The 26254-nt window shown below is 55.4% G+C and carries 24 protein-coding genes; 10 read left to right on the plus strand and 14 right to left on the minus strand.

From position 1 onward, the window contains the following. Position 1 precedes the first annotated feature (1 nt). Both sctV and sctW read right to left on the minus strand, forming a co-directional pair. Complete coding sequence (gene sctV / locus AC4PCC_RS14975) at positions 2 to 2110, minus strand: type III secretion system export apparatus subunit SctV (protein ID WP_492125035.1); 2109 nt, start codon at positions 2108 to 2110, stop codon at positions 2 to 4. Positions 2111 to 2122: 12 nt separating this feature from the next. Further along, positions 2123 to 3235 carry a type III secretion system gatekeeper subunit SctW gene (gene sctW / locus AC4PCC_RS14980; protein ID WP_492125036.1) on the minus strand — a complete coding sequence of 371 codons (1113 nt, stop codon included), beginning with the start codon at positions 3233 to 3235 and terminating at the stop codon, positions 2123 to 2125. Between the two features lie 346 nt (positions 3236 to 3581). Between sctW and AC4PCC_RS14985 the strand changes: the two genes are divergently transcribed. From AC4PCC_RS14985 to AC4PCC_RS14995, 3 genes are all read left to right on the plus strand, one after another. After that, entirely contained in the window at positions 3582 to 4124 is a 543-nt protein-coding gene (locus tag AC4PCC_RS14985; RefSeq protein ID WP_492125037.1) for an RNA polymerase sigma factor, read from the plus strand. Positions 4125 to 4322: 198 nt separating this feature from the next. After that, the gene (locus tag AC4PCC_RS14990) at positions 4323 to 5786 is read left to right on the plus strand and encodes a PAS domain-containing sensor histidine kinase (RefSeq protein ID WP_492125038.1); all 1464 of its coding nucleotides are present in this window, start codon (positions 4323 to 4325) and stop codon (positions 5784 to 5786) included. Between the two features lie 49 nt (positions 5787 to 5835). After that, entirely contained in the window at positions 5836 to 6477 is a 642-nt protein-coding gene (locus tag AC4PCC_RS14995) for a response regulator (protein WP_492125039.1), read from the plus strand. 58 nt (positions 6478 to 6535) lie between these two features. Here AC4PCC_RS14995 and AC4PCC_RS15000 read toward each other — a convergent pair whose 3' ends face one another. Further along, positions 6536 to 7645: a hypothetical protein gene (locus AC4PCC_RS15000; RefSeq protein ID WP_492125040.1), complete on the minus strand. Its 1110-nt coding sequence runs from the start codon at positions 7643 to 7645 to the stop codon at positions 6536 to 6538. A gap of 1205 nt (positions 7646 to 8850) precedes the next feature. On the opposite strand from AC4PCC_RS15000, the gene AC4PCC_RS15005 reads away from it, so the two are divergent. The 3 genes from AC4PCC_RS15005 to AC4PCC_RS15015 are packed head-to-tail and all read left to right on the plus strand — an operon-like array spanning position 8851 to position 11455. Then, entirely contained in the window at positions 8851 to 10275 is a 1425-nt protein-coding gene (locus AC4PCC_RS15005) for a cytochrome ubiquinol oxidase subunit I (protein ID WP_067705442.1), read from the plus strand. Between the two features lies 1 nt (position 10276). After that, positions 10277 to 11284, plus strand: a complete 1008-nt coding sequence (gene cydB, locus AC4PCC_RS15010; protein WP_067705440.1) for a cytochrome d ubiquinol oxidase subunit II — start codon at positions 10277 to 10279, stop codon at positions 11282 to 11284. Positions 11285 to 11305: 21 nt separating this feature from the next. After that, positions 11306 to 11455, plus strand: coding sequence for a DUF2474 domain-containing protein (locus tag AC4PCC_RS15015; RefSeq protein WP_082804139.1), 150 nt, complete (start codon positions 11306 to 11308; stop codon positions 11453 to 11455). Positions 11456 to 11537: 82 nt separating this feature from the next. Here the strand turns inward: AC4PCC_RS15015 and AC4PCC_RS15020 are convergent, their stop codons facing one another. Continuing rightward, complete coding sequence (locus tag AC4PCC_RS15020) at positions 11538 to 11966, minus strand: hypothetical protein (protein ID WP_492125041.1); 429 nt, start codon at positions 11964 to 11966, stop codon at positions 11538 to 11540. Positions 11967 to 12169: 203 nt separating this feature from the next. Between AC4PCC_RS15020 and AC4PCC_RS15025 the strand changes: the two genes are divergently transcribed. The 4 genes from AC4PCC_RS15025 (at position 12170) to AC4PCC_RS15040 (ending at position 16366) form a co-directional block, all read left to right on the plus strand. Continuing rightward, entirely contained in the window at positions 12170 to 12553 is a 384-nt protein-coding gene (locus AC4PCC_RS15025; protein ID WP_492125042.1) for a hypothetical protein, read from the plus strand. Positions 12554 to 12808: 255 nt separating this feature from the next. After that, a complete protein-coding gene (locus tag AC4PCC_RS15030) occupies positions 12809 to 13036 on the plus strand; it encodes a hypothetical protein (protein ID WP_492125043.1) in 228 nt (75 codons plus the stop codon). A gap of 1198 nt (positions 13037 to 14234) precedes the next feature. Next, positions 14235 to 14489 (plus strand): CsbD family protein, encoded by a 255-nt coding sequence (locus tag AC4PCC_RS15035; protein WP_067705439.1) that lies wholly within the window; start codon positions 14235 to 14237, stop codon positions 14487 to 14489. A 536-nt stretch (positions 14490 to 15025) separates the two neighbouring features. Then, entirely contained in the window at positions 15026 to 16366 is a 1341-nt protein-coding gene (locus tag AC4PCC_RS15040; RefSeq protein WP_492125044.1) for a carbohydrate porin, read from the plus strand. 35 nt (positions 16367 to 16401) lie between these two features. Here AC4PCC_RS15040 and fetB read toward each other — a convergent pair whose 3' ends face one another. The 10 genes from fetB to arnC all read right to left on the minus strand — a co-directional run bounded on the left by fetB (position 16402) and on the right by arnC (position 26254). Beyond that, on the minus strand, positions 16402 to 17169 hold the full coding sequence (fetB, locus tag AC4PCC_RS15045; RefSeq protein ID WP_492125045.1) for an iron efflux ABC transporter permease subunit FetB: 768 nt from the start codon (positions 17167 to 17169) through the stop codon (positions 16402 to 16404). Further along, positions 17156 to 17824 carry an iron efflux ABC transporter ATP-binding subunit FetA gene (gene fetA / locus AC4PCC_RS15050; protein WP_492125046.1) on the minus strand — a complete coding sequence of 223 codons (669 nt, stop codon included), beginning with the start codon at positions 17822 to 17824 and terminating at the stop codon, positions 17156 to 17158. Before fetA ends, fetB begins: the two co-directional genes overlap by 14 nt. Before the next feature lie 99 nt (positions 17825 to 17923). After that, complete coding sequence (locus tag AC4PCC_RS15055; RefSeq protein WP_492127536.1) at positions 17924 to 19003, minus strand: ABC transporter substrate-binding protein; 1080 nt, start codon at positions 19001 to 19003, stop codon at positions 17924 to 17926. A gap of 73 nt (positions 19004 to 19076) precedes the next feature. After that, complete coding sequence (locus tag AC4PCC_RS15060) at positions 19077 to 19736, minus strand: winged helix-turn-helix domain-containing protein (protein WP_492125047.1); 660 nt, start codon at positions 19734 to 19736, stop codon at positions 19077 to 19079. 200 nt (positions 19737 to 19936) lie between these two features. Beyond that, on the minus strand, positions 19937 to 20320 hold the full coding sequence (gene arnF / locus AC4PCC_RS15065; RefSeq protein WP_492125048.1) for a 4-amino-4-deoxy-L-arabinose-phosphoundecaprenol flippase subunit ArnF: 384 nt from the start codon (positions 20318 to 20320) through the stop codon (positions 19937 to 19939). A gap of 78 nt (positions 20321 to 20398) precedes the next feature. After that, entirely contained in the window at positions 20399 to 20731 is a 333-nt protein-coding gene (gene arnE, locus AC4PCC_RS15070; RefSeq protein ID WP_492125049.1) for a 4-amino-4-deoxy-L-arabinose-phosphoundecaprenol flippase subunit ArnE, read from the minus strand. Next, on the minus strand, positions 20728 to 22389 hold the full coding sequence (gene arnT / locus AC4PCC_RS15075; RefSeq protein WP_492125050.1) for a lipid IV(A) 4-amino-4-deoxy-L-arabinosyltransferase: 1662 nt from the start codon (positions 22387 to 22389) through the stop codon (positions 20728 to 20730). The genes arnE and arnT overlap by 4 nt, the downstream gene beginning before the upstream one ends. Positions 22390 to 22395: 6 nt before the next feature. After that, positions 22396 to 23289, minus strand: coding sequence for a 4-deoxy-4-formamido-L-arabinose-phosphoundecaprenol deformylase (arnD, locus tag AC4PCC_RS15080; RefSeq protein ID WP_492125051.1), 894 nt, complete (start codon positions 23287 to 23289; stop codon positions 22396 to 22398). Next, positions 23286 to 25268: a bifunctional UDP-4-amino-4-deoxy-L-arabinose formyltransferase/UDP-glucuronic acid oxidase ArnA gene (arnA, locus tag AC4PCC_RS15085; RefSeq protein ID WP_492125052.1), complete on the minus strand. Its 1983-nt coding sequence runs from the start codon at positions 25266 to 25268 to the stop codon at positions 23286 to 23288. Before arnA ends, arnD begins: the two co-directional genes overlap by 4 nt. Further along, positions 25265 to 26254, minus strand: a complete 990-nt coding sequence (arnC, locus tag AC4PCC_RS15090) for an undecaprenyl-phosphate 4-deoxy-4-formamido-L-arabinose transferase (protein WP_492125053.1) — start codon at positions 26252 to 26254, stop codon at positions 25265 to 25267. The genes arnA and arnC overlap by 4 nt, the downstream gene beginning before the upstream one ends.

Below are 26254 nucleotides of genomic sequence, written 5' to 3' on the forward strand. Positions count from 1 at the left end.
CCTAAGCATCAAAGGACTCGGCTGAATCGTCCAGGTCCAGGCGACCCACCACATTAATCGACAGATTTGATTGCAGTTCGGCGAAAGACAGCACCGGTACCTGATGAAATTCATCCTGAATCAGACCGCGTAGCGGACTGCGCAAATCCTGTGCGACCAGCAGCACGGCGGAGGCGGCATTTCCAGGCGCAAAAGCGTTATGCATCTGGGCGAGAATGGCCATATTCTGCTCCTGCGTCAGGGCGAAAAAGACTTCGCTCTGGGTCTGGCGCAGCGCGTCACGCAGCTGCTCCTCCATTTCCGGCGTAAGGAGCCAGACGTGCAGGCCATCCTCCTGGCTGTACTGATAGCAGATGTGCTCTTTCAATGAGATACGAACCAGGTCGGTAAGCAGGCTGATATCACGCTCATGCTGACCATGCTCGATCAGCGCCTCCGCAATCGCCCGCACCGAGCGCAGCGGAATGCGTTCAGAAACCAGATTTTGCAGCACGTTAGAGAAACGGGCGATGGGCATTACGCGCTGTAGCTCCTGTGCCAGCTCTGGCTGCTCCGTCTCCAGCCAGCCCATCAGCGCCCGCGTCTCCTGGAGTCCAATAAAATGCGGTGCGCTGGCGTGGATGGCATTCTCCATCCGCTTCATCAGCAGATCGTGAAAGCCCCAACGGGCCGGTTCATCGCTCTGCAACAGGGGATGGTCGGGCGGCAGCCACAGCAGGTCGCCCTCCCGCCGGGCATCGCTGCCGGGGATCACCCCCTCCTCCTCTGCCAGCCTCTCGTGCTCTTTACGGCTCACCGCCAGCAGGGGCACCCGAAACGTGCCGATCACCCGGGGAATTTCATACACGGAATAGCGGAATTCATCGGCAGGCAGCTGATCCTGAAACTCAATATCAAACGCGGGCAGGGTAAAGCCGTAGTTATAAACAATGCTGTTGCGCATCCGGCGAATGGCCTGGACCAGCTCCAGCGTCTCTGCCGTCCCGCGCGCGTCGCTGGGAAATTGCAGAAGATAAGGCCGGGTGGGATTAAACTGGCGCAGATCCTCGGTGCCGTTAAGTTCGGGCGGTACCACCTCGTTCTCCATCTGCGGCTGGTTTGATACCAGCTCGCGCCGCGCCCGCCATACCTGAAAGCTGCCGGTCGCCAGCGTCAGTACCGACAGCACCACGAATACGCCGGTGGGCATACCCGGCAGCAGCGCAAAGCCGAACATGCCGATGGAGGAGAGGATCCAGGCTTTCGGCTGACTGGTGATCTGCTCGGCTATCTCACGGCCAATATTGTTATCAACGCTGTTATCACTGTCCGATGAGACACGCGTGATAATCATTCCGGCGGTCAGCGAGATAAGCAGCGCCGGGATCTGCGCGATCAGGCCGTCACCCACGGTCAGTACCGAGTAGGTCTGCATGGCATCGCCCGCTGGCATTCCCAGCTGCATTACGCCAATGCTAAAGCCACCAATCAGGTTGATAAACAGAATAACCAGCCCGGCAATCGCATCCCCTTTAACAAACTTCATTGCCCCGTCCATTGCGCCAAACAGCTGGCTCTCCTTGGCCAGATCCACCCTGCGGCGTTTAGCGGTACCGACGTCAATCAGGCCGGCACGCAGATCGCTGTCGATTGACATCTGCTTGCCCGGCATCGCATCCAGGGTGAATCGCGCGGCAACCTCGGCCACCCTCTCTGACCCCTTGGTGATAACCAGAAAGTTCACTACGGTGAGGATTAAAAACATCACCATGCCCACGGCCAGGTTACCGCCGACCACAAAGGTCCCGAACGCCGCCACGATATGACCCGCATCCTGCTGTACCAGGATCTGACGGGTGGTGGAGATCGACAGCGCCAGGCGGAACATGGTGGTCAGCAGCAGCACAGCCGGGAAACTTGAAAAGGCCAGCGGTCGTGGCAGGTACATCGCCAGCACCACCAGCAGAGAAGAAATACAGATATTAACGGCAATCAGGGTATCAATCAGCCCCAGCGGCAGCGGAATGATCAGCATGAAAACAATGGCCATCGCAAACATGGCGCCAATGATTTCAGAACGCTGCATCGCTGCCAGGGCAATGCGATTTAATATCAAAAAGATGCCGTTCATCGCTTTCCCCTGCTAGCCTTTAGCCGCTGCGTTATTCTCGTTGTTCACCAGAACCCTGATCGTATCGCGCAGCATATCCATCGCGGGCGAGCGTTGTTTACGGTCCTGCCACAGCATGACGGGCATCTCGTGCACCAGCGGCAGCAGGCCGTTGAAGAACAGCATCTGGGCCGCCGGATGCGTGCCTGCATAGTCCTTACCTATTTTTTGGATATCCCGCCCCGTCAGTCCGTTATGAGCAAAGCCGAGCAGGCTGCGGGTCAAATCAATGGCACCCAGCGACGCGAAGGGGATTTTCCCCCCCGTGCGCAGCCGTTCGAGGAGCTTGCCGCTGCCCGCGAGGACATGGCTTATCTGTCCGGCCTCGCTGAGGCCCGTGTGGATTTTGTGCAACGACTGGGAGGAAAGTGAGGGCGTCAGCGAGGCGATATCCTCGGACAGCGCCCGCTGAAGCGTACGGAGCCCCGGCATAAACTGCTCGTGGCCAAAACGTTCCAGCAGGCTGTCGAGGATCACCGACGCCGACTGGTGTTTCACAATGCCGCGATAATAGAGGTTCCGCATCGACTGCTTTTCGGTGGGGTCGGTAGTAAAGCTGGCGATGGCGGACGCGGTATTCAGACCGGCTCTGATCTCATCGCCGTAGCGGGCATGCAGCTTATCCAGGCTGCTGCTGGCGGCGGCGGCGGTTTGATGGTCACCGGCCCGGTCGGCTTCGCGCAGGGTCATCCGCAGCAGCAGGTCACAGCGGGCCGGATCCCCTTCCGCTGCTTCGACCAGCGCACTCGCTTCCGGCTCCCCTTCGCCGCGTAATACGCTGCTCAGCGCGCTGAGGCGCGTCTCCAGCCGATCCTGCTGCTGGCCATCGAGCATTTGATAAAGCTCACCCAGCCGCTCAATGCGCTCTACGGCACCGCGATTACTGCGCAGGTGCGCCGTATTAATCTGACGGCGCGCCAGTCCTTTGCTCCTTTTCTCCATCTTCTCGCTGAACAACATACCAATCTCTTCCAGCGAGTCTGACAGGGAATCCGCTGCCGAGCGGGTATTCACCGCTCGCGTCTGCGTATTCGCCCCGGCCACGGCACTCTTAGCCGCGGACGGGGTATCCTGTTTCAGCAGCATTCTAGACAGTGCCTGCTGAGAATGAAAAGTGGACTGGATTTTGATCATGGCAAACTCAATGTGGTGAACACGATGCCATTACGTGGTCGAAAATGACCATAAGTTCCCAACCGCGTTACCCCTTCCCTGCAAAAAAAATAAGTCTTTTCGGGGGAAACTTTACCCGCGCGTTATTAGTGAAAATTATGGCACAGGTATTTCCCCCAAAAGTAAGACTTTTGTCTCAGATAATTCTTAAGCAAAGATCCCTGCGTAGCAATAATAAGGCCTGAGCAAAAAATACCGGTCTGGCACACTCCTTGCAATGTCTACGGAAACCCCTATTCATTATTTCAGGAGTGATGCAATGTTAGCGACCTCAATAGCCGAAGTGTCATATACGTCTGAAGCACCCATGCCCGTTTTATGGCAGGATATTCTTTGCCAGCAGAATCGCAAGCTGATTAACTTTATTCGCAAGCGCGTATCCAACCGCGAAGACGTTGAGGATATTGCCCAGATGACCTGCGTGGAAGTGCTGCGTAACAGCCATAAGTTTCTCGGCGCATCGCGCCCTGAGACGTGGTTGTTTGGTATTGCCGCCAACCTCATCCGCAACTACTATAAAACGCATCAGAATCGTTTTTTGTTCGACAGCCTGAATGAAGATAATGTGATTGAGCTGGTCCAGGAGTGCGATCCAAGCGATATTATTGCCAACGATCAGCTACTTAGCGTGATGGCGGCCTCCATTGATAAACTCCCTGCGGATACCCGTGAAATGCTCACGATCCTGGTCGAGCGCAATGGCAGCTACCAGGATGTCGCCACGTCGCTCGATATCCCGCTCGGCACGGTGAAATCGCGTCTGTCACGCGTTCGTGAGACGCTTAAAAGCACAATAAGCTGACTAAAGCTAACTTTTTAGCGGAAACATGGGAGGAAAATTTTATATTTGGCGCTGGGTCAACATTCAGATCATTTCAGGTAGTCACTGTAGTAAATATTTGTTGTAATTAGTCTCTCAGGTGTAGAATCTTAGTTAATGTAACTGAGTGGTAATAGTTATGCCTGAATTTTCTTTTCTATTTGTCATACAGAGAGAGCCATGCTTTCATCTGAAATATTCAGTCTCAATGTGAGTAAAAATTCGCTTGATGCGCGGGCTATCCTGCCCGAGTTTGCACTTGACAAAGTGAATGACGCTATTTATTTAGTCGGTCAGGACTCCAGGCTGGTATATATCAATAATAAAGCCTGCGAGATGTTAGGTTATAAATATCAGGAGCTGATACGTTTAAGCTATTCCGACGTTGAGGGCGAACTCCAGGATCCCGATGTCGCCGCGCTATGGTGGAAACTGAGTTTGCGTCCTGAAGGTATCCGCTTCACCTCTCAACACCGGATGAAAAACGGTGAGATTATCCCGGTCGAGGTCAGCTCCAGCGTGTATGAGCATCAGGGGCAAAACCTGGTACTCTGCGTGGTACGCGATGTTCGCGAACTCAGGCAGCGGACCGAGCGCTATCTGCAACAGGAGCAGCAGTTTCGCTCGCTGGTGGAAAACTCACCGGACCTGATTGCGCGTTTTGATACCCAGATGCGCTGTCAGTATGCTAACCCGCTGGTGCTTGAACTGACTGGCTGTAGCGAAGAGCGTGCGCGCGGGTGGCGCCTGACAGATTCCATTCCCTTTGATGAGGTGGGGATGCGCCTGTTCCGTCTGGTATCGAACACGCTGGCCAGCGGAGAAAAGAGCGAGGTCGAGCTGGAAGCCCACTACGGTAAACGCTCGATGGTCCTTCACGTTCGCTGCGTGCCGGAATACGATCTTAAGGGCGATATCGTGTCAGTTTTAGCTGTGGGTCGCGACATCAGCCGTCTGCGCGAAGTCGAAAATGAAGTGCGGGCGGCGCACTATCAGCTGCGACTGCTGGCCAGTAAGCAGCAGCAGCAGTCCGAGGATGAGCGTAAACATCTGGCACGCGAAATCCATGACGAGCTGGGTCAGCACCTGACCAGCCTGCGGGCCGGCCTGTCGCTGATTGGCATGCAGGCCAGCAGCCCATCACAGGTGACGCAGCAGGTAGACTACCTGATGACGCTCATCGACAGCACCATTCAGGTGGTACGCGACGTTTCCACCCGCCTGCGGCCAAATATGCTGAATATGGGGCTGGTGCCCGCGCTGGAGTGGCTGCGCGACGAGTTTGTAAAAACCAGCGGCTGTAGCTGCATGCTGCTCGTTCCGGAAACGAAACCGGTCACGCTGTGCGATCGCGCGGTAACGACAATATTTCGCGTCGTCCAGGAGTCGCTAACCAATATATCCCGACATGCCCAGGCCAGTAAGGTATCCATTATTGTGCAGGCTTCGCGTGACGCGCTGCTGATTCAGATCCGCGATAATGGTCGGGGTTTCCAGATGCAATCCGTGCGTAGCGATGCTTTTGGCCTGCTGGGCATTCAGGAACGGATGGATATGCTTGATGGTCAGGTCACTATCAATAGCCAGCCCGGTGAAGGCACCCAGCTGGAATTGACCCTCCCTCTGCCGGCAAAAAAGCCATGATCGCCGGCTGCGCCGGGCTTAATAAGGCAGTATCGACGAGGGAAACCGAATGAATGACGTGATACGACTGGTCATTGCCGATGACCACGCGCTGATGCGTGAAGGATTAAAGCAAATTTTTGCTCTGGATAAACGCCTTTCCGTGGTGGGTGAAGCGGGAGATGGCGGTCAGGTACTTGAGCGGCTGCGCCTCGGCGGGCTGGATCTGCTGCTGCTGGATATTTCTATGCCCGGCATCAGCGGTGAGGAACTGATCAAACGCATTCACCTGCAATACAAGAACCTGCCGATCCTGGTGCTCAGTATGTTTAATGAGCCGCAGATCGCCCGCCGGGTTTTGAACTGTGGCGCACTGGGCTATATCACTAAGGATAAAAATCCCGATGCGCTGCTGACCGCGATCCGCAGCGTGGCGGGAGGATCGCGTTATATCGATCACGACCTCGCACAGGAGATCGTTTTTGCTGAATACCAGAACGGTAACCGGGCGCTACACGAGACGCTGACCACCCGCGAACGGCAAATTCTGATGCTGCTGGCACACGGTGAGACGATCAACGCCATCGCACAGACGCTTTCAATCAGCAATAAAACCGTAAGTACCTATAAGTCACGCATGATGGACAAAATGCAGTTCAGCAGCAACGCCGATATTGTGAAGTACGCGATAAGCCATCATCTTGTGCAGTAAATTCAGTCTGGCGGCTCGCTGCCGCAATGCATACTCTCCCTTGCCCCGTGCGTGATCCTCAGGATGGCGGTAGCCTGTCGTCCTGCTCTCGCTTTTCATCGGTGGTGCTGGCTGGCGCGATCGGGGCTATTGCATCATAGCGGCGGCGCATCCGCTTACTGACCAGGAATACCGGCGTTGCCATAAACAGTAAAAGGCTACCGGCCATCCCGCAGACCAGCAGGCTGATACTGCCCGTCCAGCCCTTGCCAGCCGTGACGCCAGCCACAACCAGCGACAAAATAAAGCAGAAGGAGAGCGTCAGGCTGACCGGCCAGATATTGGTGATATCCATATCGCTCAGCGCCATTTTTACCGGTTTAATCGCCTGTCTTGCGGCTTCCTGCTCGGCGCGCATCCGCTCTTTTACGGCAAGCAGATCAACACAGGGCGCAATAAAATCCTCAGCCGCCACCGGCGTGTACAGCTCGTCAAACACTCTGCTGACCGGCGGGAATAGCAGCGACCAGCTGCCGGTATGCACACCATAGGCGGTCAGCGCAGGGAGCGTTATCCGCGGCCATGTTACGGGCTGCAAATAGCGATCGTTTAGCACGATCCAGCTTTGGCGCGTTTCCCCCCGCGTGACGTGGTACAGGCGGAACCGGTCGGCCGGGGGGTAGTTCAGGTGACTGACGTGGGCGGTGATAAAGGGAATATTATGCTGGCGACAGTAGTTTACCCGTCCCTGCCCCTGCGCCGCCAGCAGGATGCCTAACGCAGGTAAAAAGTAGAACGAGGTACCGCTGGCGGCAAAAGGGCTCTCCAGATGCTCTTTCAGACGCGCTTCGCTGTTGGCGCTAAGATGTTCAGGCCACCAGCGCCAGCTGCGGCCGATAACGCGCTCGGTTGGCACCTGGAATATCCCAAGGGATTCTGTTTCCGCAGGCAGGCGCGCAAAGGGGAATATTTTGCTAAAAAAGGTCAGCGCATCATCCGGCCCGTTCCATTCGCCGCTCGCCTCAAGACCGTGCAGATTCCCGGTCAAATCCCCCCAGCCGTTTTTACCCAACGTATCTATCTGATATTTAGTATCAGCCAGGCGTTTACCCAACCGGAGGATGGCCTGCGGAATACCGTCCAGCGCCAGTTCCGGTACCGGCGCTGCGTTATTTTCTTCATGTTCCATACTGCGTATCCCCAAAGGCAACGGCCCAAACAAGATTTAAGCGACAAAGGGTTATACCGCTAAGGTAATACAGCGATAAATAAGTAACAGGGTGTTGGATGGCGTACGCCTAAATGTGGCAAGTATTCAATAGAAGACAGTGATTTCAAACGGTAGTGAATTTGACTTTAGTCAAAAAAATCAAAGCTTTTCAAGGTGATAGTATACTTATGAAGTGTTATTCAGTGCAATAGCGTCTGCGCTTTTCCTGCCTGACGACGCACTTCTCCCTGCCTCTGGTTCGCTGTTTTTTGCCCTGGCCGACCGTATTAATTCGTTTAAATTTAAGCGTTAAATCTCCTTCATCGGGGCGACGCCGCAGGATTACCCTGCCGCTAAAATTCGGATTTTAGCCGCTTAAAAAATTATCCCTAAGTCGGGTGCGCCAAAGAATAACGCCCGTCGGCGCGACCATTACTGTCACGCATTTGCCTCAGGTCATCTCGTTCCCGCCGGGATACAGGCAATTGACGATGCACTCACAGTAAAGTGACATTAGCTTTGACCTTCGACATAAAATCGCGACAAATTAGGAGCGTAAATGTAACCAAGTAATTCTATAAGAAGCAAAATGTGTCATTATGGTTTAACATTTACATGCGCTTACTGCGGCTGGGTTATCCGCCGGGGTAACGAAATCATTGATAACATTAAATCTAATTTTAATTAAACGCTTGCGACCCTTAATGCAACAATTAAACAACAACACACCTGCCCATGACACCATTACGCCTAATAATTTCCAATTTGTGCCTTAATCGACAGCTAAAACAACCAAATAGTTATAGCCGCCCGCCGCGATATAAATAATTCTTACATCGGATAATGGGGATCGGTATGACGGAAGGAGACGCCCACGGCGCGAAAAAAACCTTTAGGGCTATGCGGATACATTATTTTTACATAACAGCATCATTCCCAGATCCCATTTTAACAGTATGGACAACCGATTTAACGCAGCGGTGAAACAATTCATCGCAAAGAACCCCGTTATTATTGCCGTAATCGCTATTACTGTTGTCACTCCTTCTAATGATTTGGTCTCTGGATCAATCCTTCGATGAAATACTCGCCTGACGATCGCCCCATCACATCAAATGTGGCCTTGTTGTCAGGTGCGAGTTAATTAATAAGAAAAGGCAGTCTATGTTAGATCGAGGTAAGCAATGTTCGGATTAGATGCATTCCACCTGGCAAGGATACAGTTCGGCTTTACCGTCTCCTTCCATATCATTTTCCCGGCTATCACCATCGGGCTTGCCAGTTTTCTGGCAGTGCTGGAAGGGATGTGGCTGAAAACCAGAAATGAGGACTATCGCGACCTCTACCATTTCTGGTCGAAAATTTTTGCCGTTAACTTCGGCATGGGCGTGGTATCAGGCCTGGTGATGGCCTATCAGTTCGGCACCAACTGGAGCGGCTTCTCCCAGTTCGCCGGCAGTATAACGGGCCCGCTGCTGACCTATGAAGTGCTTACCGCCTTCTTTCTTGAGGCTGGCTTCCTTGGCGTTATGTTGTTTGGCTGGCATCGTGTGGGCCGTGGCCTGCACTTCTTTGCGACCTGCATGGTTGCGCTGGGCACCATCATTTCAACCTTCTGGATCCTCGCCTCTAACAGCTGGATGCAGACCCCACAGGGCTACGCGATTCAGAATGGCCTGGTGGTCCCGGTTGACTGGTTTAAGATTGTTTTCAACCCCTCTTTCCCATTCCGACTGCTGCACATGTCCACCGCCGCTTTCCTGGCGAGCGCCTTCTTTGTTGGCGCTTCTGCGGCCTGGCATCTGCTGCGCGGCAATGACACCCCAGCGATTCGCAAAATGCTGTCGATGGCACTGTGGATGGCGCTGATCGTATCGCCGATTCAGGCGGGACTGGGCGATGCACACGGTCTGAATACGCTGGAACACCAGCCTGCCAAAATCGCGGCAATTGAAGGCCACTGGGAGAATAAGCCGGGCGAAGCCACGCCGCTTATTCTCTTTGGTCTGCCGGATATGGAACAGGAAAAAACCCGCTACGCGGTGGAGATCCCATATCTGGGCAGCCTGATCCTGACCCATAGTCTGCATAAGCAGGTTCCGGCGCTGAAAACCTTTCCAAAAGAAGATCGTCCCGATTCCACTATCGTATTCTGGTCGTTCCGCGTAATGGCAGGCCTGGGCATGCTGATGGTGCTGCTGGGCGTGGTCAGCCTGTGGCTGCGCATACGCAATCGCCTTTATACCTGTCGTCCCTTCCTGTGGTTCGCACTGCTGATGGGTCCGTCGGGTCTGATTGCCATTCTGGCCGGTTGGTTTACCACTGAAATAGGGCGTCAACCCTGGGTGGTGTATGGCCTGCTGCGAACGAAGGATGCGGTATCCGCTCACGGCGATTTGCACATGAGCCTGAGCCTGATCGCCTTTATTCTGGTTTACACGTCAGTGTTCGGCGTCGGCTACATCTATCTGTTTAACCTGATCAAGAAGGGTCCGAAACAGGGTGAAGGTAATGACGATCCGGATGGTGGCCCTGGCACCAAACATACCCCTTCACGTCCGCTGTCTGCCGTGCAGGAAAAGTTAAACGCGCAGAAGGGGGAGAAATAACGTGGTCATTGATACTTCTGTCATCTGGTTTGGCATCATTGTTTTTTCAACGCTGATGTATATCGTGATGGACGGCTTCGACCTGGGTATTGGTCTGCTGTTTCCATTTAATAAAGATGCAGCCGAGCGCGATATGATGGTGAATACCGTTGCGCCGGTGTGGGACGGTAATGAAACCTGGCTGGTGCTGGGCGGTGCGGCGCTGTACGGCGCTTTCCCGCTGGCCTATGCGGTGATCCTCGACGCCCTGTCGGTGCCGTTGACGCTGATGCTCATTGGCCTGATTTTCCGCGGCGTCGCCTTTGAGTTTCGCTTTAAGGCGACCGAGGAGCATCGTCCGTTCTGGGATAAGTCTTTTATCGTGGGCTCTATTCTGGCGACGTTTAGCCAGGGTGTAGTGCTGGGCGCCTTTATCAACGGTTTCCAGGTAACGAATCGTGCCTATAGTGGCCCGGAACTGCTGTGGCTGACGCCGTTTTCGATGTTTTGTGGTCTGGGTCTGGTGGTGGCATATGCGCTGCTGGGTAGTACCTGGCTGATTATGAAAACCGAGAACGAGCTGCATCGCAAAATGACCGCGCTGGCGAAGCCTCTGCTGCTGGTGCTGCTGGTGTTTATTGCCATCGTCAGCGTCTGGACGCCGCTGGCCCACGCGGACATTATGCATCGCTGGTTTACCCTGCCAAATCTGTTCTGGTTCCTGCCAGTACCGGTGCTGGTTCTGCTGGCTGCATGGAGTTTGCTGCGCGCCCTCAAGCGCCATGCGAATTACTCCCCGTTCCTGCTGACGCTGGCGCTGGTTTTCCTGGGCTTTACCGGCCTTGGGATCAGCATTTGGCCGAATATTATTCCACCGTCCATCACTATCTGGCAGGCTGCCTCACCGCCGCAGAGTCAGGGCTTTATGCTGGTCGGCGGGCTGTTGATTATTCCGGTTATCCTGGTTTATACCTTCTGGAGCTACTACGTGTTCCGAGGGAAAATCAATCCGGATGAAGGCTACCACTGATTGAGTGAACGGGAGATGAGTATGATTGAAACACAGCAGGCGACACCTTCACCGGTGTGGAAACGCATTTTGTGGATGGCGGTCATTTATGCAGGCAGCGTTATGGCGCTGGGCGTGGTGGCAACGCTGTTCCGTATGATGATGACCGCGGCCGGTATGAAATCACACTAATCGCACGTTGTCCGGAGGGCTGCCCGGTCGTTAAAAGGCTGTCAATATGCCGCCCGCTGGACAGGTTCTGGCGCTAATAAATTTACATCGAAGCCCGGTAGACATAAGTGTCTGCCGGGCTTTTTTCGTTGTGGGTTGGTGGATAATCCCTGCGGGTGGCGGTTGGCCCACAGCGCAGGTTTGTTGCGCAGGCTGCGATATCTTCGGTGCAGGTGGACAGTTCCGACGTATGCCGGTTGGTTGTGTCGGCTGCAATGTCGGCTTTGCCGGTGGACAGTTCCGACGTGTGCCGGTTGGTTGTGCCGGCTGCAATATCGGCTTTGCCGGTGGACAGTTCCGACGTGTGCCGGATGGTTGTGTCGGCTGCAATGTCGGCTTTGCCGGTGGATAATCCCAGCGTTTGCCGGGCGTCCTCGCGCCAGGCTTTGCCTGGTGCCTTTGGCTCCGACTCCGGGCCGGACGGCCCGGTCGCGAGCGGGCATCCCTGCCCGCCGCTCCCTGAGTGCAGCATCCCTGCTGCCCTCGCCTGGCCCTCCGTCTGCGCCGCAGCGCTGCGGATTACCCGTCACCCGCTGGGATTATCCACCTCTCAGGCTTCTGAGCCGCTTCAAATTAAGCCCTGTAAACTCGCAGGCTTTTGAGCTGTATTAAGCTAATCAAACCGCTCTTTCCTGCACACTCAAGGCCCCGGGATGTGGTCACCTGGCTGCGAAAATGACTGTGTATGGTGGAAAAAACCAACGATTGCCCGTTGGTAGTGCCGGCTGCAATATCGGCTTTGCCGGTGGACAGTTCCGATGTGTGCCGGTTGGTTGTGTCGGCTGCAATGCCGGCTTGCCGGTGGATAATCCCAGCGTTTGCCGGGCGTCGCAGCTACAGGCTTTGCCTGGTGCCTTTGGCTCCGACTCCGGGCCGGACGGCCCGGTCGCGAGCGGGCATCCCTGCCCGCCGCTCCCTGAGTGCAGCATCCCTGCTGCACTCGCCTGGCCCTCCGTCTGCGCCGCAGCGCTGCGGATTACCCGTCACCCGCTGGGATTATCCACCTCTCAGGCTTCTGAGCCGCTTCAAATTAAGCCCTGTAAACTCGCAGGCTTTTGAGCTGTATTAAGCTAATCAAACCGCTCTTTCCTGCACACTCAAGGCCCCGGGATGTGGTCACCTGGCTGCGAAAATGACTGTGTATGGTGGAAAAAACCAACGCTTGCCGGTTGGTTGTGTCGGCTGCAATGCCGGCTTTGCCGGTGGACAGTTCCGACGTGTGCCGGTCGGTTGTGTCGGCTGCAATGCCGGCTTGCCGGTGGACAGTTCCGATGTGTGCCGGTTGGTTGTGTCGGCTGCAATGCCGGCTTGCCGGTGGATAATCCCAGCGTTTGCCGGGCGTCCTCGCGCCAGGCTTTGCCTGGTGCCTTTGGCTCCGACTCCGGGCCGGACGGCCCGGTCGCGAGCGGGCATCCCTGCCCGCCGCTCCCTGAGTGCAGCATCCCTGCTGCCCTCGCCTGGCCCTCCGTCTGCGCCGCAGCGCTGCGGATTGCCCGTCACCCGCTGGGATTATCCACCTCTCAGGCTTCTGAGCCGCTTTGAGTAAAACCGTTTGTCTGTCCGCGGGCTGCTGAGCTGCTTCCAGTAAAACCGTTTGTCTATCCGCAGGCATCATCAGCACGACTTCAAGTTTAGCCCTAATAACACTCAGGCTTTGTAGCCCGCCCGGCCCATTAGCAGGTAATTCGGTAATGTGCATTTGACAGCGCCTGCCCAGCCGATGGCTCTGAGTCTTAGCACAAAGGTTTTCTTAATTGCAGAGTTCTTCCTCTTCCAAACCTGCCAAAAGAGTTTATGTAACCCCCCGGAACCGCCCTTACCCGCACCAGCACAATGCAATAAGCAGACGGGTGGGGCCCGGTGACAGGCAATCCGCAGCGCTGAGCGCAGGGAGGAAGACCCGGATGGGCCAGCAGGGAGGCTGGCACAAGGGCATGTCGGGACAGGGATGTCACGTCATGCCCGGTCCGAAAGGTCGACGAGCGGAGCGAAGGCACCGTGCGAAGCGCGGCGTGAGGACCGCCAGGCACCGGGCCCCACTCGTTGGCGACACCCCAGGCCTGTGCAGCACCGGGCCCCAACGGTAGGCGACCACCCCTGCCCTTACAGCAATGGGCTCAATACGCAGGCGACATTCGCCAGGTCTCCCGCATACCAGATACGATCAGCTGACGACGGCACTGAGTCTTTAGCAGAGCAGTTTTCTTATTTGTAGAGTTCTTTCTTCAATAAACCCGGCCACAGAGTTTCCTGAAACCCCCGGAACCGCTCTTACCCGCAGCCAGCACAATGCAATAAGCAGACGGGTGGGGCCCGGTGACAGGCATTCCGCAGCGCTGAGCGCAGAGAGGAAGACCCGGATGGGCCAGCAGGGATGCTGGCACAAGGGCATGCCGGGACAGGGATGTCACGTCATGCCCGGTCCGAAAGGTCGACGAGCGGAGCGAAGGCACCGCGCCACGCGCGGCGTGAGGACCGCCAGGCACCGGGCCCCACCCGTTGGCGACCACTCCAGGCCTGTGCAGCACCGGGCCCCACCCGTAGCCGACACCCCAGGCCTGTGCAGTACCAAACACCCATCAATTCACGAGGTAGACATTCCGAGGCTAAAAAAACACCCCAACTGCCAAATTCTTTACCTTCGTCATATTTTTTCACACAACCGCAGCGGCAACTCGTACGGGATGGTCTACTCTTAATGTTCCCTATGAGGAAATCATGCCACTAAGAAGGAGATATTATGAGTCTGTTAGATAAAGCGAGTGACAAAGCTGACGAAGCACTGGGTAAAGGCCAGGAGCAGCTCGGTAAAGCGACTGATTCTCCCGAGCATGAGTTAAAAGGTAAAGTGCGTCAGGGCGCGGCCAAAGCATCTTACGCTGTTGATGATGCGCTGGACTGTGTGAAAACCAAAACGCAGGATGCCCCATTTGTTTCGCTGGCGATTGCCGCTGGCGTTGGCTTCCTGGCGGCGAAGATTTTCGGCCGTCGCTAAGCCCGAGGCGCTAAGTTAATTGCAAGCGCCCCCCCCTGAAAGGCCGACATCGTCGGCCTTTTTTATCGCCTTTATCGCCTTTATCGTCGCATTAGTACCGATCGGTTACCTCGCCATTCCCCTCTTTTTTTGCTAAATCTCTGTCTGCTGCACCCCCTTACTCACTTCGGCTTCCGTGCCCCGGTTAATACCCTTAATTCGACCCGCCCTGCTCCCGACACACCTCGTATTTGAAATAAACCGAATTAATTGACGCCCCCTCCTGTGCCTGCGCGCTTAAATATGTGATCGACATTTCAAATCCAGCAATTTCAATTAGCAGCCAAATCATTTCAGCACTATTTATAACAACTATCTCCGCTAATGGTGGTTTCATGCCGTCCGTACGGACCGTAAAACCCGCTCATGTCAGGCATTTTCCCTTTTCCGCGCCTGATAAGCCGGAGAAAAAACTGACCTCAGGCGCAACGGCCCAGACCCTCCTGCCTGACAGGCAACAGAAAAAAATTATTCCAATAACAAGAAGGTGTTCCAAAATGAAAAGCAAGCTCCCTAAAACCACATTAAAAAGATCGGTGGCGTTCTGTGGTTTGGGATTAATGCTGGCATCAGGATCTGCACTGGCAGATTATGCCCCGCTCAGCATTGATTCCCCCTATGCTTTTGGCGACTGGGGTGGCTCTCGAACCCAGTTAAAAAATGACGGTGTGGATTTCCAGGTCAACTACACCATGGAATCCGCCAGCAACTTCTCCGGTGGATATAACCATTCAACTACCGCCCGCTACACGGACCAGTGGGCATTCGGCACCACGCTGGATTTGGAAAAACTCCTCAACTGGAATGACACGCAGTTCCAGACCACCATCACCAGCCGTAATGGGCAAAACCTGTCGGATTATATTAATGACCCGCGATCCGGTGGGCTCTCATCCGTGCAGGAAGTCTGGGGACGCGGACAAACCTGGCGTTTGACTCAGTTCTGGCTGAATAAAGGCTTTTTTGACCATGCGGTTGAAGTGAAGGCAGGACGGGTTACCGTTGGCGAAGACTTCGACGCGTTTCAGAGTAACTTCCAGAACCTCGCGTTCGGTAGCGGGCAGGCGGGTAACTGGCGGGGCGATCGCTGGTATAACTGGCCGGTATCTCAGTGGGGCGGCAGGGTAAAATTCAGCTTCACGCCTGAAGTGTTCTTACAGGTTGGCTTCTATAACCAAACTGCCTCGAACTACGATACCGGTAACGGCTTTCGCCTGGATACCAGCCACACCGAAGGGAATATGGTTCCGGTTGAATTGGGCTGGCAGCCAGCCTTTGGCGCCGACAAACTGCCGGGTAACTACCGCGTAGGGATGTACTACTCGTCGGTGAAAGGCGATAACTACAGCTCATACCGTGACGGACAGTACGGCGAACAGAATCACGCCTACGGTGGTTATCTGCTGCTGCAACAACAGCTGACCTCAATGGACGGCGACAATCAGCGGGGTCTGGGCGTTATCGTACAGGCGGTGATGAACGATCACAAAACCTCTAAAACGGACAACTATCAGTCGGTCTCTTTCGTCTGGAAAGGCCCGTTTGTTTCCCGTGCTAAAGATGAGATTGGCATCGGCGCGGCGCGCATTCACGTCAACGATGACTACGGCAATATGCTGCGTCAGACTAACCGGGATAATGGGGTAAATGACTACAATAACCCGACTTATCTGCCGATCCAGAGCGGATCGGAGTATGACTATGAAATTTACTATAATGCCCATCTTACCAGCTGGCTGAACCTGCGTCCGAACCTGCAGTACATTGCTTCTCCAGGTGCGGTAGGCGAAGTGAAAGATGCCTTTATCGGCGGTATTAGCGCCAACATCAACTTCTGACCCACAGTCCGGGCCGCAATGCGGCCCGGCCCTGTTCAAATTCCCGCTTTTAACTGCGCCCGCGCGTTATAAAAACGCCGATAGGCGAGGTATCCGGCAATAATAGTCGAGAGGCTGGCGGTACCGAGCAGCATAAACGTCACCATAATCTGGTATTTAATCGCCTTAACCGGATCGATCCCGGCAAAAATCAGCCCGGACATCATGCCCGGCAGACTCACCAGGCCCACGGTTTTCGCTGCATCGACGGTGGGGATCATCGCGGCGCGAATGCTGTCGCGGATTAGCGAGCCGGAAGCCACTTTAATTGACGCGCCGAGGCTGAGCCTTTCGAGAATTTTTTGGCGGTTGTCGGCAAAACGCTGATTCAGGTTGCTGTAGCACAGCCCCACGGCCACCATCGCATTGCCCGCGATCATGCCTGATATCGGAATCACCTGCATCGGCAGGAACTCAATGGAGCCGGACAGCACCAGAATTGTCAGCGTCAGGGTGGTACTCAGGGTGATGGCGACAAAAGAGATAGCCAGCGCCCTGTCGATATTGCGGCTACGCTTACGGGCATTCAGCGCCGCATTGGTACAGATAAACAGCACCATCAGCACGGTCAGCCAGCCGTTGTTGAGCATAAAGATATACTTCAGCACGTAGCCGACGATAATCAGCTGGACGACGGCCCGCGATACGCTCCAGATAATATCTTTTTCCAGCCCCAGCTTCTCTTTCCTGCTGACCAGCAGGGCAATAAGCACCAGCATCAGCGCCAGCCCCAGGGATTCGTTTGTAATGTTATGCTGGTTCATCTGCACTCCCGGCTGAGGATGGGCTGAGCGTCAATACCCGCTGCGCCCGATGAATTTCGGCGCTATCGTGACTGATCCATATGGCGGCCATGCCCTTTTCAGCCATCAGTTCGTTGATCAGCCCATTGATGGCCTGCTTGTTTTCATCATCCAGCGCGCTGGTGACTTCGTCCAGCAGCAGCACGTCAGGTAAGAATTGCAGATTACGCAGTAGCCCCACCCGCTGCTTTTCCCCGCCGGAAAGCGTCTCAATCTCTTTGTCCAGCATCTCTGCCGGAAGATTAACCCGTTGCAGCCAGCGTTGCAGTCCCTCTCTTTCAGCTTTTTTGTGGCGGATTTCCCACGGCAGCGCCAGGTTATCCCATACCGTTTTGCCAAACAGTGCGGGCGTCTGACAGCACCAGGAGACCTGCTGACGGTAGGTTTCGGGCCTCAGTTCACTGACGGGCTGACCTTTGAACAGCACGCTGCCGTGCGTGGGATCGAGTAGCGAAGCGATAATTTTTAATAGCGTGCTTTTCCCACAGCCGGACGGTCCGGTCAGAAGGAGAAAATCACCGGCGTTAAGCGTAAGCGATACGGGAGCCAGCAGCGTGTTTCCGGCCAGTGCATAGCTCACACCCTGTACGTCCAGCAGGGGAGGATGGGTCGACATAGTGGCGTCCTGCAAATTATTTATGCCGCCGATCATAACGCGAAAAGGCAACAAAATGTCGCCTTTTCAAGGATGAAATGAATTTGGTATGGCTTTAGTTTACGGCTTGTCTGAGGGATAGCTCATGGTGACAGGTCCATCCGGGATTTTAGTGAAGCGGGTGAGGATTTGATGGAAGTCTGCCGTTGGATTCAGATCGCTAAACTGCGCCGGGTAGAGGTCCTTCGCCAGGATTTCCATGCCGATAATATTGTACGGATGGTTGTAAAAGTGGTGATAAACCCCGTAGACACGCCCCGCTTTGACCGGCGCTATCTGCTGGAGACCATTGCGTTCGATCAGTTTCTTAAAGGGGGCCGTCACCTCCTGCGGTGCCACGCCGAAGCCAAACGGCAGTACGTTTTTATCCGGGCGTTTTGATCCGGTCATAATATAGACGTCAGGCTTCATCGCAATGATCTTCTCAAGCGCAACAAACCCTGAAGCACCGGGCAGCAGGCTGGAGCCAATATTCTTCCCGCCCACCGCCTCGACCAGACCGCCCCAGCCGTTGTGTCCGTGGGTAAAGCAGCAGCCATCTGAATTCCCGGCAATAGGTTCGATAAACACCGTGGGCTTAGGCTTAATCGGTTCAATTTTCTGCTGTAGATTGTTCCAATGTGCCTGGTAGAAGTCGGTATACGCTTTTGCCCTGGATTCCTGATTCAGAACGGTTCCCAGCAGGGTGATGCTGTTTGCCGTGTTCTGCGCCGGGTGCAGTTCATAGTCGATGAACACCACCGGGATATGCAGCTTTTGCAGCTGGTCCAGCACGCCCGTCTGCTTAAGAGCAGGCTTTGCGCGCAGTTGCGCAATCATCAGGTCGGGCTTTTCAGCAATGACGCTTTCAAGATTGACCTCTCCGCGGTCGCTAAAGCCCATATCGATAATTTTCGTCGCTTCCGGCCAGGTTTTCTTTAGCAAATCCCAGGTCTGGGTATCCTGTTTTTTCGGCAGGTTATTCCATGCGACCACCCGCCGAAAGGGATCTTCCCTGTCCAGCAGGGCCAGAGAAAGCACATCCCGTCCATCCTGCAGGATCACATGCTGTGGCTCCTTACTCAGGGTGATTTTTTGATTGTCCATATCGGTGATCTGCACCGGATAGGTGGTGGCGGCACAGCCTGCGCTGGCCAGCATGGTTCCCAATAACAGCCACGAACGAGTTTTCACTAATTGTCTCCATGAGAATAAGAATCAGAGCAAGAATCATTTATGATGATACCATCCATCCCACGCCCCGAATGTTCTTAATGGCGCCACTGCCCATTTTTTTTCGCAGCGAATAGATAAAAAATTCAACCGCATTGCTCTCAATCCCCTCTCCCCAGCCGTAGAGTTTTGACTCAAGCTCACGTCGTGAAAGCGGCGTGCCCGGCTGGGACATCAGTGCCTGCATTAATGTAAATTCGCGGATAGACAGGCGGTGCACTTCGCCGTTAAGCAGATTTATAGCCTGATAGCTGGCAGGATCCAGCACCATTTCGCCATTGCTTACCAGCGGTGCGCCCTGCCCCTCCCGCCGTCGCCGGGCATTATGCAGGCAGGCAAGCAGCGATTCGGCATCGAAGGGCGTGGCAATGTAGCCGTCAATGTCGGTATCTGTGCAGCCTGAACGTTCGCCTGTCGTCTCCGAACAGGTCATCATAATCAGCAGGGGTAACTCACGGCCCGTCACGCGCAGCAGATCCTTCAGGCTGTCCCTCTCACCTGGCGGCAGTCCGGCACTGAGAATGACAATATCAAAATGGCCATCCGCCAGCAGCCCCCCCGTCGGGTGTTTTATGCACTCCAGGGCGTAGCCTGCCTCTCTGAGCGGGGGGAGAATTGCTTCACTTTGCAGGCAATTCTCTTCAGTCAGCAGAATTCTCATCCCCCCTCCGGTTAACAGGTGTTAACTGCGTGAACCTGACGTTTTTGCGGCTTGCCGCCGCTAGCCCAATGGCGTAATGCATCGTTCCCCTCCAGGAAAACAGAGATGAACTCAGTTTGCCGGGGGAAACTTAGCATTACATTAGGCTGGACCGATAACGGCTCAGAAAGGAATAAAGAAGGCGAAGAAGAAGGAGGCGTTCAGCCTTTTACCCGCGAGGGCCAGCAGATCAGCAACAGGCCGCCAAAAATCAGTACTACCCCGGCCAGCTTACTCCAGACGAAGATTTCATCAAGCGCGGGCAGGCAGAGCGCTGCCCCCCACACCAGCACATAGCTCAGGCTTAACAGCGGATACGCCTTGCTCAGCGGTATTTTCCGCAGCGCCAGAAACCAGCACAGCATTGATAACGCATAGGCAAACAGGCCGCCGAGCAGCGCCAGAGCAGCCGGCGGCAGGCTGAGCAGCGCGTTAGACAGCCGGGCCGGATCGCTGGCCGACGGCAGGTTCATCATCGCCCAGCGCATCAGCAGCTGTGCGCCGCTGACCAGCAGGACGCTACAAAGTGCCAGTACAATACCCATCAGACGCTACCTCTGGTCATTTTGCTGCCTGTAAACATCGGTACATAGCCATTATACCCGCACGCCCATACCTGGCCATTATACCCGCACACCCATGACCATCACGCCAGCCACAATCAGCACAATGCCCAGCCAGTGACGGAGGGTAACCGGCTCTTTCCATAGCCAGCGGGCCGCCAGCACGATAAAAATAAAGTTCAGGCTGAGCATGGGATACGCCACGCCTACCGGCACCTTTTGCAGCACCATCAGCCATACCAGCATGGCGCAGCCAAGCAGTATGGTGCTAAGTCCCAGCCAGAACAGTAAATGCCATCGCCCCTTCAGCAGGCCATGCTGTGCGGCCTGCTTCTGGCAGAGCTGGCCGGCGCAGCTTAACAGGCTGGCAAAGGCGATAAACAGGATGTTCATGGCAGCTGTCTGTACTGGAACATCACCAGCCGTCCCCGACGGAGTACCCGGTCCGCTTCGGGCAGATCGCCTGGAGTAAACTTCTCATCGTGCGACAGCAGCATTATCAGTGAAACCTCCCCTTCATGGCGATGCGCAGCCAGCCAGCCGGCGAACTCAGCCCCGGAAATAAATGTCCCTTTTGCGTCGGGATAGCTTAATCCGTACTGCACCTCACCCGGCTGGTCATAAAGCTTGATATCGCTGCGCTTAAGCTCCCAGGCCAGCCCGGAGGCGATCCCCGGGTTATTTGCCAGTACAAACCGGCTCGGCGCGATGTCACTTTTAATGGCACGGATAAACTGCTGCGGCTGCTTGGAGTCAATGACCCGATTGGGGACAACCATTCCGACCACCAGAGCCAGTGCCAGCGGACAGCAGGCTGCCCAGCTCCAGCGCTTCGCGGGTGATGCCAGCGTCAGCCAGCCTGTAATGCCCCACAGCAGAAAGGCGGCCCCACTCAATATGACCTTGAGCAGCTCGCTATGGCCGTATACAGGATGTCGTGCCAGCCCCCAGGGGGCCAGAAATCCAATAATCGCCAGGGTACACAGCAGCCCAAAAGCAAAGTTTATCCAGCCATTCACTTTAAGGGCTTTGCCGCTGACCAACATCAGATCGGTGGCCCGTTTCGCCATTAAAATAGCCAGCGGGGCAAAGCAGGGAAGGATGTAGGTCGGTAATTTGCCTTTAGCAATGCTGAAAAACACCAGGGGGATTACCGTCCAGCTTAGCAGGTAGAGGCTTCCACCGTTCTCTTTGCGCTTTTGCCAGCCGGTGCTCAGTGCGCCGGGTAACAGTCCCAGCCAGGGCAGGCAGCCGATTGCCATAATCGGCAGGTAATACCAGAAAGGCGCTTTATGCTGTGCACTCTCATCGGCGAAGCGCTGAATATGTTCCACCCAGAAAAAGTAGTGCCAGAAGTCGGGTTCGCGTTGGGCAATCGCTATCGCCCAGGGCGCGCTAATTGCCGCTGCACCGATCACCGCCAGCGGGCCGAAGAGCAGCAGCTCTTTGAAGCGCCGTTGATGAATCGCCCAGGGCACAATGGCGATCACCGGTACGGCAAGCGCGAGGAAGCCTTTGGTCATAAAGCCCATACCGCAGGCCAGCCCCATCACCAGCCAGGCCAGCACCTTTTCTTTACTGGTGGACGCGGCGATGGTCAGCCAGTAGCTACACATGGCCGCCACCAGCCACAGGGTAATCATCGGGTCGAGCACTGCATAGGTGCCAATGCTAAACACCAGCAGGCTGGTCAGGAAAATAACGCTGGCCATTATCGCCGTGTAGCGTTCGCGCCAGATGCGTAGCGCCAGCCAGTAGACCATCAGCGCGGTCAGCGTGACGGAAAAAACGGAGCCAAAGCGCACGGCAAAGTTGTTATGGCCCAGCAGTAGCTGGCTGAGGTTGTTTATCCAGTAACCGGCGATGGGTTTTTCAAAATAGCGCAGGTTAAAAAAGTGTGGCACCACCCAGTCGCCATTGGCGAGCATCTCCCGGCTGACTTCGGCATAGCGGGTTTCATCCGGTTGCCACAGGTCGCGGAACTCAAGAGGAACGAGGTAGTACAGGGCAAACAGTGCCAGCAGCAGGGCACCGTTTCTCATTATTTTCATACTGGCTTACTCAGATAGTTGCTGGTATCCCAGCCATCCCTCACGCCCGGGAAGGGTTCCCCGGACAACTTTTCCCGTCGGCAGGCCAGACAGGTCCTCAGGCAGCAGGTCACCAAGCGGGCAGAACTGAATGCCCTGCTCTGCGGCCAGCCGCAGCAGTTCATCAAACTGGCTGCTCATGGCGATACCTTCAACTTCAGCGTGGATGGTGTAAACGGGCGTACCTTTATCCTGGTGAATTTTCTCCAGGATAAAGGCGTTGTACGCCTCTTTACTGACCACCGAACCGACGACCTCATCCCAGGTGGGCAGCGTAACGGGGATCTGCACCGTACCTAGCGCGCCATTCGGCAATAGGGGCAGGAAAGGCGTCGTCCCCCGGCAGTCGCTGTTATAGTGAAAGCCGAAAGACTCCTTTGCGTGAATCACCCGACCATCTGCCCGCCAGCCCGCGGCCGCTGAGCAGGTCACCGGCTGCCCGGTCACGTTTTGCAGCGCATCGCGCCCCCGGCGGATCTGCTCTTTTAGCGTCTCCTCAGGCCATACGCCTGCCCAGGTCTGCCAGGCGAAGTGATCCCATGCATGCAGACCGACTTCATGATGTTCGGTTGCGGCGGCGATCGTTTCTGACAGGCCCTTAGCAATGTTGCGCCCGGGCCAGGCCGTACCGGCCAGCAAAATATCCCAGCCATACAGCGAGGCCGCGCCCGAGCGCAGCATCTTCCACAGAAATTTCGGCTTCATCAGGCGCCACAGGTGGCGCCCCATGTTATCCGGCCCTACGCTAAAGAAAAAGGTGGCCTGAGTGCGATGTAAACTGAGCGTTTCCAGCAGCCGGGGGACGCCGTCACGCGTCCCCCGCCAGGTATCGACATCTATACGGAGGCCGACTTTTTTCATTTTTCCGTATCCACGCCGTCAACCGTGCGCAGGAAGAAATCGAGCGTAGCATCGATGGTTTTTTCCATCTTCACTTCCGGCGTCCAGTTGATCAGGCGGCGGGCGTTGCGGATGGCGGGCTTACGATGCACCACGTCCTGATAGCCCTTGCCGTAATAGCTGCTGCTTTCAACGTCGCGGAAGCCGGCAAAAGGAGGGAAATGGCTGCGGAGCGGATGGCGATCAAAGCTCTCCAGCAGCTGCTGTGCCAGCTCTTTGATGCTCGCCTCGTTGTCGGGATTACCGATATTAATAATCTGGCCGTCGCAGTTATTGTTTTTGTTTTCAATAATGCGGAACAGCGCCTCTACCCCGTCGCTGATATCGGTAAAGCAGCGCTTCTGCCGCCCGCCGTCCATCAGTTTAATGGGCGACCCTTCAACCAGATTCAGGATTAGCTGGGTAATCGCGCGGGAGCTGCCAATACGCGCGGCGTTAAGGTTATCAAGACGCGGCCCCATCCAGTTGAACGGGCGGAACAGCGTAAACCGCAGTCCTTCTTTATCGCCGTAAGCCCAGATCACCCGGTCAAGCAGCTGTTTGGAGACCGAGTAAATCCAGCGCTGTTTGTTGATCGGACCGACCACCAGATTTGAGCTATCTTCATCGAAATTAGGATCGGTACACATGCCGTACACTTCGGAAGTCGACGGGAAAATAATGCGCTTTTTATATTTCACGCAGTCGCGGATAATTTTCAGGTTTTCTTCAAAGTCCAGCTCAAACACCCGCAGTGGATTGCGCGTGTACTCAATTGGCGTGGCAATGGCCACCAGCGGCAGAATGACGTCACATTTTTTAATGTGATATTCAATCCACTCCGAGTGAATGCTGATATCCCCTTCAACAAACTGAAAGCGCGGATGACCAACAAAGCGGCTGATAGCATCTGAACCGATATCCAGACCGAAGATATCGAAGTTATCATCCTGTAGCAGCCGCTCGGTCAGGTGGTTACCGATAAATCCGTTAACGCCCAGGATCAGTACCCGGGTACGGCGCTTAACTGCCGATACCGGCTGGTTGTGCAGTAGCGCACCGCTAACCAGGCCCAGCGTTTGCGCGAGCTGTGAACCCTGCATATACACGCCGTTTTCGCTCTGCCCCGTCATCACTTCCAGCGCACCCTCACCGCAGGCAATGATTAATGGCGCGACCGACAGTACCATACCGGCTCTGGCCGCAGGCAGGTCATGATGAACCTTCCCTTTCCAGACGATGAATTTTGCCGAGCCAACGTAGCCATACGCGCCGGGCCAGGGATCGGTAACCGCACGCACCAGGTTGTTAACCTTCTCTGCGGGCAGCGACCAGTCGATACAGCCATCCTCCGGCGACCGGCGTCCAACCGTTGTCGCCTGACTCTCATCCTGCGCCCGTCCCTGAAGTTTACCCAGTTTAAGCGCGGGCAGCGCGTCGGCAAGAAGTTGAGTAGCCGCGCTGGTCAGCTTACGGTGCAGGGTTAACGCGTTATCTTCTGGCGCGATCGCCAATTTCTGCTGCGCCATAATCTCACCGGCATCCGCGCGGGCGACCATACGATGCAGGGTAACGCCGGTTTCGGTTTCGCCATTGACCAGCGCCCAGTTCAGCGGCGCGCGGCCACGATACTTCGGCAGCAGAGAACCGTGCAGGTTAAATGCGCCATGCTGAGCACAGTCCAGAATCTTGTCACTCAGCAGATTACGGTAATAGAACGAAAAGATAGCGTCCGGTGCCATCAGTTGAATGCGATCGACCCATAATGGGTGATTAACGTCTTCCGGCGCAAAAACCGGGATACCCAGCTCCGCTGCCGCACGCGCGACCGAACCGAAAAAGTGGTTTTCATTGGCGGAATCAGGATGGGTAAAGATGGCTTCAATCTGATAGCCGGCCTCAACCAGCGCATTGATGCCGACGCATCCCATATCGTGGTAGGCAAAAACAACAGCTTTCATTCTTTGTTATCCTCTGAGGATTCGGAAACAGAAACGGATGAGTTGACAACGCGCTGGATGAAGTAGCGCGGGCGGGCACGGACGTCGTTATAAATGCGGCCAATATACTCTCCGAGCAGACCCATTCCGACAAACTGTGCACCGATGAAAATAAACAGCACGGCGAACAGGACAAACATGCCGTCGCCAGCCCAGTGCGAACCGAAAAACAGCCGCGCGACGATCAAAAACAGTGAGAAGGCGAATCCGGCCAGGGCAATCAGGCTACCGACCACGCTGAGCATACGCAGCGGCGTGGTCGTCAGGCAGGTCACCAGGTCATACATCAGATTGATCAGGCGCATCAGGCTGTATTTGGAATCACCAAATTCGCGCTCGGCGTGATGAACCGGGATCTCAATGGCCCGGCGGGCAAAGGTATTGGCCAGAATGGGAATAAAGGTGCTGCGCTCATGGCAGTGCAGCATGGCGTCAATAATATGGCGGCGATAGGCGCGCAGCATACAACCATAATCACCCATCGCTTTACCGGTGGTGCGCTGGATCAGATGATTGATCAGACGCGAGGCGCGCTTGCGGAACCAGCTATCCTGGCGATTTTGCCGCACGGTCCCCACCACGTCATACCCCTCGGCAGCCACCGCAACCAGTCGCGGGATCTCTTCAGGTGGGTTCTGTAAATCCGCATCAAGGGTGATGATAAGGTCGCCGCTGACGTGGCTGAAGCCAGCCATAATGGCCGAATGCTGGCCATAATTACGATTAAGCAATACCGCAACGATATGACTGCCCTCTTCGGATGCGGCACTCGCCAGCATCCCGGCAGAGTTATCGCTGCTGCCATCATCGACCAGCAGGATTTCATAGTCCATCGGCAGCTCGTCGCAGGCCGCTGTCGTGCGGCGGAGCAGTTCGGGCAGACTCTCCTGCTCGTTGTAAACGGGAATGACAATAGAAACTTTATTGATAGGTTGTTCGGGTGTCAT

This window comes from Erwinia sp. L03-1, from assembly GCF_058686115.1.